Origin of the sequence: Streptococcus sp. 27098_8_86, from assembly GCF_041432595.1 — a bacterium.
GTDB lineage: Bacteria > Bacillota > Bacilli > Lactobacillales > Streptococcaceae > Streptococcus > Streptococcus pneumoniae_F.
In genome coordinates, this window is sequence record NZ_JAPVZW010000009.1 from 76,122 (window position 1) to 89,155 (window position 13,034).

The following is a 13,034-nucleotide window of genomic DNA, read 5'->3' on the forward strand; positions in this document are numbered from 1 at the left end:
GTAACTAAAAGGGTAGTAAAATCAAAAAAAGCACTCTAGGATAGAGGCCTAAAGTGCTTAGTTTCAAGGCTTTACAGCCTATCTTATTCAATAAAATATTACAACATTTTGTTGTAGAATTCAACGACAAGTGCTTCGTTGATTTCTGGGTTGATTTCGTCGCGTTCTGGCAAACGAGTCAATGAACCTTCCAATTTTTCAGCGTCGAATGATACGAATGCTGGACGTCCAAGAGTAGCTTCTACTGCTTCAAGGATTGCTGGAACTTTTAATGATTTCTCACGAACTGAGATCACTTGACCTGGAGTTACGCGGTATGATGGGATATCAACGCGTTTTCCGTCAACAAGGATGTGACCGTGGTTTACGAATTGACGAGCTTGACGACGAGTAGTCGCAAGACCAAGACGGTAAACAACGTTATCCAAACGACGTTCCAAAAGAAGCATGAAGTTGAAACCTAGGATTCCGCCTTTGATTTTTGTAGCTTGTACGAACAAGTTACGGAATTGTTTTTCACCTACACCGTAAGTGAAACGAAGTTTTTGTTTTTCAGCCAATTGCAAACCGTATTCTGACAATTTAGAACGGTTGTTTGGTCCGTGTTGTCCTGGTACGTAGTTACGACGTGCCAATTCTTTACCTGTACCTGTAAGTGAAAGGCCAAGGCGACGAGCTTGTTTCCAAGATGGTCCTGTATAACGTGACATATGAATGTCCTCCTGATATAAATAATATTTCGGTGGAAATAGTCACTTAGAAAGCCCTGATTCGTGCAGATGCCCTTCGCCTAAACAGCCAAGGTTACTTATCATAAGACACCTGTTGACGAGCTTCATGCTTTCCTGCTGATATTTCACACAAAATCCATTTTACCATGAATGGCTAGATTTGTAAAGGGGTTTTAAGCTTTATTTTCATTACCAGAGAGATTGAGAACAAGGGTAAAGGTGCTTCCTAGACCGTACTGGCTGCTGACTGTAATTTCCCCACCCAATTGATGGGCCAATTCACGCGCAATCGCAAGTCCAAGACCATGACCACCTGTTTTCATGTTACGAGAAGTTTCTACACGATAAAGGCGTTTGAAAATATTCTCCAAATCCTCTGGGGCAATCCCCTGTCCCTCATCGGTCACACTGATTGAAAGCTGGTTATTTTCCAGCTTAGCTACTACTTCCAGCTTGGTTCCTGGAGCTGAGTATTTAAAAGCGTTATTGATCAGATTCACCAAGATACGAGAAAGTTTGGCATAATCTCCCTCAATCCGGGCAGACTCTGGGATTACCTGTAAGTGGACATCTCGCTCCTCCTGCTCAATCAAGAACTGAAATTCACTCATGCACTCAATCAAGAGCTGGTCCAGAAAAATGCTGTCTTTGCTGGTCGTTTCGACCTGATTTCTAGCTGTGTTTAGGGTCAAAAAATTCAACTCCTCAACCAGTTTATTGAGTCTTTCCGTCTGACGCCCAATGGTTGCTAGATAATGATCCTGTTCTCCTTCCTTGATAACGCCATCCAAAATCCCTTCTACCGTCGCTTGGATCGACGTGATGGGGGTCTTGATATCATGCGAAAGTTGAGCAATCATCAAGCCCTTTTCACGTTCGCTTTCTTCCAAGGAATCAAAGGTGGCCTGCAAATCATGGGACATTTCATCGAAAGCTTGGCCTAATTGTTGAAATTCTACAGGGCCTTGAACCTCCAGATTTGAAGGAAAATCCTTGTCCGCTACCCGCTTGGCATGTTCCTTGAGTTTGCCCAATGAAGTAAAGACCGGCGATAAGAGAAAGAGACTAATCCCAGCACCGACAAGGCTGGCAACGATGGTCATTCCAAGCAGAAAGTAAATCTCGCTTTTCTCAATCAGCATTTTTTGAACAGCCCAAAAAACCACGATAATCGTTAGGAGTGTTGAAATGACATACCCCACTAAAATATAACTTTTTAATTTCATTGACTACCTCGTGCTTTCTCAATTTTGTAGCCCAAACCCCAGACAGTTTTTATAGCAGGCGTTTCTGCGCTGGCATGTTTAGCCAACTCCTGTCGAAGAGCATGAATATGAACATTCAAGGTATTAGTATCATCCACATAGTCTTCTTGCCAGACCTTTTCATAGAGGTCTGTCTTAGAAAAAACTCTCTCTGGATTGCTGGCTAAAAGCCATAGAAGTTCGAAGGATTTGACTGTCAAATCAAGCGCCACATCTCCGACTTGGACCTCATGACTACCGTGATTCATCCGTAAATCCCCGAGACTGACGACTTCTGTCTCACCTCCACGATGAAGGCGACGCAAGATATTGTGGACACGCAAAACCAGCTCACGTGGGCTAAAGGGCTTGGCAATGAAGTCATCTGCCCCCAAGCTCAGGCCGTAAATCTTGTCCTGCTCGCTTGTCTTAGCCGTGATAAAGAGAAAAGGCTGATCCGGAGATTGATACTGAACTTCGCTAATCAAATCATAACCATCCATCCGAGGCATCATGATATCTGTAATAATCAAATCAATTGGTTTTCGCTTGAAGATTTCCAAGGCCTCTACTCCATCATGGGCCACCAAAACCTGATATCCCGCCTGAACCAGATAGCGTTGATGAATATCTGTGATTTCTACCTCGTCGTCAACGAGTAAAATTGTCTTTCCCATCTGTCTCTCCTTTGAAAAAAACAGTGCTATACCACAATAGTATAACACTATTTTTATCTCTTTACGAACATTCTAAACGATATCTAGATTTTTCATATCCTAGATAGAAAGTCTGTGGCTAGACTAGTCATTTTCCTCTTTTTTAGCTTTCAAACCGAGGCCACCTAACAGTCCGGCCAAAGCTAATCCAAAGAATCCAAGAGTAGCCATTGATGTTTGGGCTTCACCAGTATATGGAAGCATGCCTTTTTGGTCTTTCATTTGATCAGCCATCATTGGACTTGATACCTTGTTAGTAAATGCCATCTTGCCTTCATCAGGCATTTTACTTGAGGTTACCATAGGCTGGCTAGCATTCATGGTTTTGTCCTGCTCTTTGTTAGGCATCATCTTATCTTGGCTAACAGCTGGCATTTTAGATTTCATATCATTGAGGGACTTATACCCATTCAAGTTCACTGTCAATTCTTTAGACGCTACCAGATTGCTCAAATCGGCCTTGCCATCTTTCGCACCGTATACCTTGATGGTAGCTTTATAGCTTTGCGTACCGTTTTGTTTCAAAAGGTCTAGAAGCTCTTTGTCAGATTTACCTTGAGTACCGGCCAAGTCTACTTCGTAGAAGTAGAGACCTTTGCCCAATTTTTCTACTGGTGGAAGAGCTGGATTTTTGGCTGAACCATTGTCTGACCATGGAGCCTTGTCGGATGCTTTCAAGATAAGGCGAGTCAACATACCGTCACCTGCGAAGAATTCATATGGAATAACTTGGTTAACACCGGCTGTGAATGGACCAGGGAAGTTAGCTTTATCCAAGTAAGATGCCGGAACATCCACTGTATCTTTCGTATTATCAGCCACACCTTTTTGCACTTCAGCTGGGGTAGTTAAGCCATTTAAGTTCACTGTCAATTCTTTAGTCGCTACAAGGTTGCTCAAGTCTGCCTTGCCGTCTTTCGCACCGTACACTTTGATAGTAGCTTTATAGCTTTGCGTACCGTTTTGTTTTAAAAGGTCAAGCAGCTCTTTGTCAGATTTGCCTTGAGTGCCAGCCAAATCCACTTCATAGAAGTAGAGGCCTTTGCCTAATTTTTCTACTGGTGGAAGAGCGGGGTTTTTAGCTGAACCATTGTCTGACCATGGAGCTTTGTCTGATGCTTTCAAAATCAAACGAGTTAACATACCGTCACCAGCGAAGAATTCATACGGAATAACTTGGTTGACACCAGCTGTGAATGGACCAGGGAAGTTAGCTTTGTCCAAGTAAGTAGCTGGGACGTCTACTGTATCTTTAGTATTGTCGACTACGCCTTTTTGAACTTCAGCTGGTGTAGTTAAGCCATTCAAGTTGACATCCAAACCTTTAGTCGCTACGAGATTGCTCAAATCGGCCTTGCCATCTTTCGCACCGTACACTTTGATGGTAGCTTTATAGCTTTGAGTGCCGTTTTGTTTCAAGAGATCAAGAAGATCTTTATCAGATTTTCCTTGAGTGCCAGCCAAATCTACTTCATAGAAGTAAAGGCCTTTACCTAATTTCTCTACTGGTGGAAGAGCAGGATTTTTGGCTGAACCATTGTCTGACCATGGGGCTTTGTCTGATGCTTTCAAGATAAGGCGAGTCAACATACCGTCACCAGCAAAGAATTCGTATGGAATGACTTGGTTGACACCGGCTGTAAATGGACCAGGGAAGTTGGCTTTATCAAGGTAGCTAGCCGGAACATCCACTGTGTCTTTAGTATTGTCGGCTACGCCTTTTTGGACTTCAGCTGGGGTAGTCAAGCCGTTCAAGTTGACATCCAAATCCTTAGTCGCTACGAGATTTGTCAAATCAGCCTTGCCATCTTTCGCGCCGTACACCTTGATAGTCGCCTTGTAGCTTTGAGTGCCGTTTTGTTTCAAGAGGTCTAGAAGCTCTTTATCTGATTTTCCTTGAGTACCTGCCAAGTCCACTTCATAGAAGTAGAGACCTTTGCCCAATTTCTCTACTGGTGGAAGGGCTGGATTTTTAGCTGAACCATTGTCTGACCATGGAGCCTTGTCGGAGGCTTTCAAGATAAGGCGAGTTAACATACCATCTCCGGCGAAGAATTCATATGGGATGACTTGATTGACACCGGCTGTGAATGGACCAGGGAAGTTAGCTTTATCCAAGTAAGATGCCGGAACATCCACTGTATCTTTAGTGTTGTCAGCCACGCCTTTTTGGACTTCAGCTGGAGTGGTTGCTGGTTGAGTTTCACTTGCTTCACGGTCTTGTCCAGCAACTGTAGCTGCAGGACTTTCCACAGGTTTAAACGCATCTTCTGTTTGTTTCTTAGATTCTGGTTTTGCTTGCGCTTCTTCTTTTGGTGCTACCACTTGATCTTTATCAGCTACATCTGCTTTTTCTGGAGAGCTTGTAGTATCCAAGCTTGCTTTAGGTGTTGAATCTGCCTGTTCTGAAGGAAGAGCTACATCAACTGCTTTCTTGAGAACCTCTGCTGGTAAGTCGCTCTTTTCACTCACCGAAGCAGCGTCTGGCACTACTTGGGCAGGGGTTGGATTGATCGCATCGGCACGTACAGAACTTGGTTGGCCAATTAGGACAAAAAAGCCACTGGCTACAACAACTGAGGCAACACCGACACTGAGACGACGAATAGACCAACGAGTATATCTTTGATTTGGATTGAATTTCATAGGATTCTCCTTAGAGTTTTTCTTTATTTGATGACTCTAGTATAATCTCCTAAAATTAAAAAGGATTAAGAAAAAGTTAAAATTTTTCTTAAATCCCTCTTATAAAATACTTATATTAATTTTTTTACGAATTTAATTCTGCCAAATCATCTAGATACTGGTTGTTAATGACAGCCAAGATATAGGCATCCGCCTTCAAGAGATCATTAGGGCCAAACTGGACATCCAAGGGTGAATTTTCTTGTTCACGAAATCCTAAAACATTGAGGTTGTATTTACCACGTAGATCCAGCTGACTCAGGCTTTGGTCTGCCCATACACTAGGAATTCTCATCTCTACGATAGACACATTTTTATCCAGCTGAAAGACATCGACATTATTATGAAATAGAATGGTCTGCGCTAAGGACTGACCCATTTCATACTCTGGCGAGATCACTGAGTCAGCACCGATTTTTTCTAACACCTTCTTAGCTGTCTGGCTTTTGACCTTGACAATAACCCGTGGTACCCCCAAACTCTTACAATGCATAACTGCAAGCACACTCGACTCTAGATTTTCTCCTGTTGCCACTACAACCGTATCACAGGTATCAATTCCTGCAGTTCTGAGGAGTTCCTCATCTGTAATATCGCCCACAACTCCACGCGCCAAAACTGGCTCAAATTGATTGATTCGCTCGGCGTGGTCGTCAATGGCAATGATATTCATATCTTGCTTGGCTAGGGCTGTCAGGACACTACTCCCGAAAATCCCCAAACCTAAAATTCCAATCGTACGATCTGACATCATTCTTCCTTTCTTATCCAATACTAATATCTGCTTTCATATACTGAATCAAATCTTTCTTATCAGGCTGGTAGTCAGCTAGACTAACCAGCAAGGTCAAGGGACCGATACGGCCAATAAACATGAGCAGCATGACAATGCTAAGAGCTAGCTTGCCCAATTCTGGCGTCAGATTTGCCGTTACCCCAACTGTCGCAAGAGCTGAAATGGTCTCAAACATGAGGTAAATAAATCGCGGTGTTCCTTCTGCTGTAATTCCCAACAACATCAAGCCCAACAAGAAGGTCATCAAAAAGATAATGAAGACACTAAAGGATTTTTGGACTGTTCGAGCCTCAATGGTTCTCTGCGCAACATTAGCATGAGGTAAGCCCAGCAATTCACTACGCGCAAAGACCAACAAGACAAAGAAAGTCGTAATCTTGAGCCCCCCAGCCGTTCCTCCAGGTGCCCCTCCGAGAAACATCTGTAGGATATAGATAAACAAGGTCACAGGCCGAGCTTGAGTGTAGTCAATAGAAGCAAAACCGGCCGTTCTCATGCTGACGGTTTGGAAAAAGCTAACCAACACTTTCTCTGGGAAACTGAGATTGCCAATGGTTCCTGGATTGTGCCACTCCGTAAAGAGTGTGGATACTGTCCCAAACAGCAAGATCCCTGCAGTCAAGAATAGAACCAGCTTGGTGTGAAAACGCAGACGGCGTTTTTTCTTCTTGTCAAACTGGGTTGCCAAGTCAAACCAAACCATAAATCCAAGACCACCTGTGATAATCAAGCCAGCAATGACCAGATTGATCAAGGGATCCGTCTGAAAAGCCACTAAACTGCTACTGCCGAAATTATCAAAACCAGCATTACAAAAGGCTGAAATGGCTAAAAAGATAGAGGTGAAAATGCCTCGTCCCCAGCCGAACTCAGGAATAAAACGGAAACTAAGAAGAAAAGCACCCAAGCCCTCCACTAGAAAAGTCGTCAAAAAGATGGAGCGCATAAAGGTCTTCAGCGACCGAGTCTCCCCGTAACTAAAACTCTCCTGAATGGTTTCACGACTGCGAAGACTGAGCTTTTGCTTCCCCTGAATATAAAAGACCCCGATAAAGGTCATGAGCCCTAGACCACCAATCTGTATTAAAAGCATACAAATCAACTGCCCCCAGACATTATAGGTAGTAGCCACTGGTTGCGTAAAAAGGCCGGTTACACAGACCATGGACACCGTCGTAAAGAGATGGTCAAAATAAGTAGCCTGCGAACCACTCGCCTGAACAAAAGGCAAACTCAAAAGGAGAGAACCTATAAAAATAACTCCAGCGAAACTTAAAAAGATACGACGAGCTGGCGAAAGTCCGCCCAAGGCTCTCTCAATTTTTTTCACAAATAATTTGAATAACATACATCCATTGTACCATAAAAAGTAGGAGAGTAGCTATATCTGAAAGGCTATCTCAAGGCAGAGTTCCAAGGCCTTCTCGAAAGCTTCTGAACCCCAGTCACGACTATCGTACTGGTCCAAGTCTGCTAAGGAATCAGCTGTAAACAACAATTCTCCCCAGAGAACCCCACGCAGTTGGGCTACTGCCGCAAGCGCAGAACACTCCATCTCCACAACAGCACAGCCTTCTTCCTTGCGATAAGCCACCTTTTCAGCCGTTTCTCGGTAAAAACCGTCTGTCGTCCAGGTCATGACTTCTTCATAAGAAATCCCTCTGGCATCCAAAACTTGCTCAATAGCAGCAATAGCCTCTGGCTGAATTTCCATATAACGAGAAGGTGCCACATAGTGATAACTGGCTCCTTCATCTCGCAGAGCACGAACAGGGACTAAAAAGGCATTTTCTTCTATATCAGCCAGCACACCACAGGTACCTGTAGAGATAATCTGCTCCACACCATAGCCAATCAACCAATCCATAAACTGAGCCGCTGGAGCGGAGCCGACAGGTGCCTGAACCAGACAAATCTCCTCGTCCTTGTAGTTCACGACATAGATTGGATAGGTCTTGGTGGCTGAAACGAATTCGCCGACACAATCCGCCCCTACTTCCCTCGCATAGCGGTCTATATCCTCACCTAAAAAAGCATAGACACACTTCTTGGGCAAGTGCAAATTCAGCCCCTCGTGATTGGGCATGATGACTGCCTGAGGATTGTCATCAAACTCTAAAATAGGAATCGCATGTTTCTGAATCATAACCCACCTCCTCTAATTTTGTACTATTGTATCAAAAGCTGACAAAGTGTCAAGGAGGAATCTGAGGAACCGAGAAGAAAAACAATACAATCGCTACCAAGTCAAAACAACTTGCTTGACAAAAGCTTGACTTCATGGTTTAATATACCCCATAAGGGTATATTTGGAGGTGCCTATGTTTCACTTATTTACAAAAATTGACAGTATTTCTACCAGCGAGTTAGAAGCCAAACTCAAGGAACCAATTCAGCTACTGGATGTTCGGACGCCGATGGAATTTCGTAGAGGCCATATCAAAAATGCCAAGAATGTCCCTCTATCCGAAATCGGATCTTATACACCAGCGACAAAAGAAACACTTTATGTCATTTGTCATTCTGGTATGCGTAGTAAGATGGCTGCTAAAAAGCTAAAGAAAAAAGGATATGATGTCATCAATGTCCGAGGCGGTATGAGCGCTTGGACAGGTAAGGTCATCTAGATATATAAAGGAGAAAGTCAATGAAAATTATCATTGTCGGAGGAGTTGCAGGCGGTATGTCAGCAGCAACCCGCCTCAGACGTCTCATGGAAGACGCTGAAATCACTATTTTTGAGAAAGGTCCCTTTGTTTCCTTTGCAAACTGCGGACTTCCTTACTATGTTTCAGGAGAAATTGCAAACCGTGATAGCTTATTGGTCCAAACTCCTGAAAGTCTCAAAGCACGCTTTAATCTGGATGTTCGTCCTTTCCATAAGGTCATCAGCATTTCGCCAGCAGAGCACACTGTGACTGTACGACACAATGGACAGGAATTCACAGAAAGCTACGACAAGTTGATCCTCTCCCCAGGAGCTAAACCATTTGTTCCTACCATTGAAGGCTTGGCAGAAGCTAAGAATGCCTACACGCTCCGCAATGTTCCCGATCTCGATGAAATTATGGCAGCCTTGGACAATTATCCAAAAGAAGCTGTCGTTATTGGTGCAGGCTTTATCGGGCTTGAAATGGCTGAAAATCTGGCAAAACGTGGCCTGCAAGTTACTATTGTTGAGAAAGCACCCCATGTCTTGCCACCATTAGATCAAGAAATGGCAGCCTTTGTCCAAGCAGAATTGGTTAAAAACGGTGTTCGCGTTATCACTTCTCAGTCTGCGATTCGATTTGAAGACCAAGGAAAAATCATCGTTCTCGAAAACGGGCAAAAGATCACTTCTGACCTCACCATCCTTTCTGTCGGTGTTGAACCTGAAAACGGACTGGCAAAAGCTGCGGGGATTGAACTGGGACTTCGTGGTGGTATCCTAGTCGATGAACATTACGAAACCAGTCAAAAAGATATTTATGCTGTCGGTGACGCTATCATTGTCAAGCAAGAAATCACAGGCCAAGATGCCCTCATCTCTCTCGCTTCTCCTGCCAATCGTCAGGGACGCCAAGTGGCAGACGTCATCGCAGGACTAGAACGTACAAACAAGGGAAGTATCGGCACTGCTATCGTTCGTGCCTTTGATATGACAGCTGCTTCGACTGGGCTCAGCGAGCGTATCCTTAGCATGAATCAACTTCCTTACAAGCCCCTTCATGTCAGCGGTAAAGACCATGCTGGTTATTATCCAGGCGCTACTGATATGACCTTGAAGCTCCTCTTTAACCCAAACACTGGAAAAATCTACGGTGCCCAAGGAGTTGGTAAGAAAGGCGTTGACAAGCGCATCGATATCCTGGCAACTGCTATCAAGGGAAATCTCACCGTCTTTGACTTACCAGAGTTAGAGTTTACCTATGCGCCACCATTTGGTTCTGCCAAGGATCCCGTCAATATGCTGGGCTACGCAGCCTTAAACCTTGTCGAAGGTCTCAGCGACAATGTTCAATGGTACCAGCTCGAAGACGAACTAGCTAAGGGAAAGAAATTCCTTGATGTACGGACAAGTAGCGAACTTCAAAGTGGTCGACTTAAGGTAGACACTATACACATCCCCCTAAACGAACTACGGGATCGCTTGGATGAACTTGACAAGAACCAAGCCTACATCGTCAGCTGCCACAGTGGTTTACGCAGCTATATCGCAGAGCGTATCCTCAAGCAAGCAGGATTTACCGTCCAAAACCTTGACGGCGCTTACTCACTATACAAAATGGCTAACCCAGAAGGAGTAGAATATGGAAACTAGTATCAGCATGGTTGACTTTTATGGAAAATATCAAAATGAAAATCTAGAGCTTATCGATGTCCGTGAAGCACATGAATTCCAAGCAGGACATGCACCAGGTGCCAAAAATCTTCCGTTAAGTACCTTAGAGCAGGGCTACAAAGAACTCAATCCTAACCGTACATACCATGTCATCTGTCAAGGAGGAGTACGTTCTGCCTCTGCCTGCCAATTTCTCAGCGCCCAAGGCCTCACCGTTACCAATGTAGAAGGTGGCATGAATGCTTGGCCCGGTCAAGTAGAATAAATAATCTTTTACAAGAATCTATTACCCCATACAAAAAGCAACAGATATGCCGTTGCTTTTTGTATGAGTAAGAATGCTCTAGATAAAATCAAGTCAAACTCCTCATAAACTATAACTGAGCATATAAATTGACTTCTATATTTTTAGTGATACAATACATAGAACGCCATTTGTTAAGTACGTTCAGTATAAAATTAAAAACTTTGGCATTAAGGAAGGAATTCACTATGAAATCAAAAACTATTGCACTTTCTGTTGCAACATTAGCCAGTGTTAGTTTATTAGTAGCTTGTGCCCCTGCAGCTCAACAACAAAATCAACAACCTGCTCAACAAACACAACAATCTAACCAAAATCAGCAATCTAACCAACAAAACACTAACAATAGCAATAACAATAACAACCAAGCTGCTCCAGCTCAAAATGCTCCAGTAGCTCAACCTGAAAACATCGATGGAACCTATCAAGGACAAGATGACCATGATCAAATTACTTTGACTGTTACTGGTAAAACAGGAACATGGACAAAATTAGAATCTGACGGTGACCAAAAAATTAAACAAGTTACTTTTGATCCAGCAAACCAACGCATGATCATTGGTGATGATGTACAAATCTACACTGTTAACGGAAATCAAATTACAGTAGATGATACTGACTTTGATCCTTCTGATCGAATTATTTTATCAAAATAATCATAAAAAGAGGCCTAAAAATAGAGCCTCTTTTTCTCAACGTTAAAACTTACATTAAACTATCCTACTGATGGCATTTTTGTCTTTATGATAAAGTAAACAATTACTTCACTTCCGTTTAATCAAGTATCGGATGGCCTTTTCTAGGCGTTCCTTTTGAGCTTCAGGATCATCTAGCGGCTGGTTGATACATTCAGTAAGATTTTCGGTAATGATCATCTCAATCACGCGCTCCACACTAGATTTCACTGCTGTCAATTGCGTCACAATATCAGCACAATCACGATCTTCTTCAATCATTTTTTGAATTCCACGCAACTGGCCCTCTGAACGTTTCAAACGAGTAATATACTTTGAGTTTGTCATTTCTTTTTCCTTGCTCGATTTTTCTTCATTATATCTCTAATCAGCTTCTTTGTCAAAATTCTCGCCCATCCAGCTCACGCGATTCTATTACCAAAAACTTTTCAAAAGGCAAACTAGCCGTACTGATAACTCGATAGAAATCCCTAGTTTTATCTTGCTAAACGAATACGAGTCACAATTCCATCTGGGTCTGTGATTTCCAACTGGCTCGATGTCAGCCATTTGATTGGTACATCAACTTCTTGTGCTCTCTGGGCAATCGTTAACAGTTCTTCTTTATGTGCGACTTCAATGACATAATAGGCTAAGCCTGGCAAGCCTTGCTTACGCGTAGCTAGGCCTTTTCCTCCCCATTCGTTGACAGCTAAATGATGATGGTAATCCCCAGCCGCAATCCAACTAGCGCTAGGCACACTGAATTTATCCTCTAGTCCTAACACTTTTTGATAAAACTGGCTGGACTTTCGACTATCCTTGACGGAAAGATGAATATGCCCCATTCTCGTGCCTTCTGCTAGAATAAAGGGCTCTACTCTTTCCCCCAACTCATAGATATCCTGCGCCGCAAGGGCCTCTGTCACCCCAATAATGCGACCATCTTCTCGAATATCCCATGTGGAAACTGGCTTATCTCGATAGAGCTCGATGCCATTTCCCTCCAAATCTTCCAAGTAAAGGGCCTCACTGTAACCGTGGTCTGCACCGCCGACAAGAGGAATCTGTAATTCTGTCAGGTGTTTCAAGACATCCGCCAAAGCCTTGCGTGTCGGCAAGAGAATAGCCAGATGGTAAAGGCCATAATGTTCCCTTACTTCTCCACTCTCTTGTGCTTGAATCAAGTGTACCAAGGCTTTTCCACCAAGTCCTAGAATGGACTCTGTCTCAGTTTGAGATAAGATTTCTAAACCAATAATTTGCCGATAAAAGGCTGTTTGACTTGCCAAATCCTTTACATTTAAAACTGCCTCTGCTAAATAAATGTGGCTCTTGTATTCATAGGTCATAAATAGTCCTCTTTTCTGTTGTAATATTTTTTATTACAACTATTATATCATTCCCATCAAGAAAGTCAAGTTAGACAACTTATAGATCATGATTCTGTAATCTTGTCTATATGGGATTAGAACGAGAAAATCTACAGAGAATTGACAATAAAACCACCGAAAATTTTTAACCAATGCTATGATAACTCTCATCTCAATCCCAAAAAGA

Annotated in this window: 13 protein-coding genes; 4 read left to right on the top strand and 9 right to left on the bottom strand. The window is 43.1% G+C overall.

Annotated elements, in window-relative coordinates; translation table 11 throughout:
- Positions 1–98: 98 nt before the first annotated feature.
- The 7 genes from rpsD to O3616_RS08575 form a co-directional block, all read right to left on the bottom strand.
- Positions 99–710, bottom strand: a complete 612-nt coding sequence (gene rpsD, locus O3616_RS08545; RefSeq protein ID WP_000092756.1) for a 30S ribosomal protein S4 — start codon at positions 708–710, stop codon at positions 99–101.
- Between the two features lie 194 nt (positions 711–904).
- A complete protein-coding gene (locus O3616_RS08550; protein WP_371638629.1) occupies positions 905–1,957 on the bottom strand; it encodes an ATP-binding protein in 1,053 nt (350 codons plus the stop codon).
- Positions 1,954–2,652 carry a response regulator transcription factor gene (locus O3616_RS08555; protein WP_115904708.1) on the bottom strand — a complete coding sequence of 233 codons (699 nt, stop codon included), beginning with the start codon at positions 2,650–2,652 and terminating at the stop codon, positions 1,954–1,956. The genes O3616_RS08550 and O3616_RS08555 overlap by 4 nt, the downstream gene beginning before the upstream one ends.
- Positions 2,653–2,775: 123 nt before the next feature.
- The gene (locus O3616_RS08560) at positions 2,776–5,337 is read right to left on the bottom strand and encodes an SSURE domain-containing protein (RefSeq protein WP_371638630.1); all 2,562 of its coding nucleotides are present in this window, start codon (positions 5,335–5,337) and stop codon (positions 2,776–2,778) included.
- A 124-nt stretch (positions 5,338–5,461) separates the two neighbouring features.
- Positions 5,462–6,127 (bottom strand): TrkA family potassium uptake protein, encoded by a 666-nt coding sequence (locus tag O3616_RS08565; RefSeq protein WP_371638631.1) that lies wholly within the window; start codon positions 6,125–6,127, stop codon positions 5,462–5,464.
- A 13-nt stretch (positions 6,128–6,140) separates the two neighbouring features.
- Positions 6,141–7,520 carry a TrkH family potassium uptake protein gene (locus O3616_RS08570; RefSeq protein ID WP_371638632.1) on the bottom strand — a complete coding sequence of 460 codons (1,380 nt, stop codon included), beginning with the start codon at positions 7,518–7,520 and terminating at the stop codon, positions 6,141–6,143.
- Positions 7,521–7,553: 33 nt separating this feature from the next.
- The gene (locus O3616_RS08575; protein ID WP_261087566.1) at positions 7,554–8,318 is read right to left on the bottom strand and encodes a nucleoside phosphorylase; all 765 of its coding nucleotides are present in this window, start codon (positions 8,316–8,318) and stop codon (positions 7,554–7,556) included.
- 175 nt (positions 8,319–8,493) lie between these two features.
- Here O3616_RS08575 and O3616_RS08580 point away from each other — a divergent pair, with 175 nt between their 5' ends.
- From O3616_RS08580 to O3616_RS08595, 4 genes are all read left to right on the top strand, one after another.
- Positions 8,494–8,799 (top strand): rhodanese-like domain-containing protein, encoded by a 306-nt coding sequence (locus O3616_RS08580; protein WP_371638633.1) that lies wholly within the window; start codon positions 8,494–8,496, stop codon positions 8,797–8,799.
- Positions 8,800–8,819: 20 nt separating this feature from the next.
- Positions 8,820–10,475, top strand: coding sequence for an FAD-dependent oxidoreductase (locus tag O3616_RS08585; RefSeq protein ID WP_371638634.1), 1,656 nt, complete (start codon positions 8,820–8,822; stop codon positions 10,473–10,475).
- Complete coding sequence (locus O3616_RS08590) at positions 10,465–10,761, top strand: rhodanese-like domain-containing protein (protein WP_261021499.1); 297 nt, start codon at positions 10,465–10,467, stop codon at positions 10,759–10,761. The genes O3616_RS08585 and O3616_RS08590 overlap by 11 nt, the downstream gene beginning before the upstream one ends.
- Positions 10,762–10,988: 227 nt before the next feature.
- On the top strand, positions 10,989–11,456 hold the full coding sequence (locus O3616_RS08595) for an SP_0198 family lipoprotein (RefSeq protein WP_261021524.1): 468 nt from the start codon (positions 10,989–10,991) through the stop codon (positions 11,454–11,456).
- Positions 11,457–11,564: 108 nt separating this feature from the next.
- Here O3616_RS08595 and O3616_RS08600 read toward each other — a convergent pair whose 3' ends face one another.
- Positions 11,565–11,822: a metal-sensitive transcriptional regulator gene (locus tag O3616_RS08600; protein WP_000185159.1), complete on the bottom strand. Its 258-nt coding sequence runs from the start codon at positions 11,820–11,822 to the stop codon at positions 11,565–11,567.
- A 149-nt stretch (positions 11,823–11,971) separates the two neighbouring features.
- Positions 11,972–12,826, bottom strand: a complete 855-nt coding sequence (locus O3616_RS08605) for a VOC family protein (protein WP_371638635.1) — start codon at positions 12,824–12,826, stop codon at positions 11,972–11,974.
- Positions 12,827–13,034 lie beyond the last annotated feature (208 nt).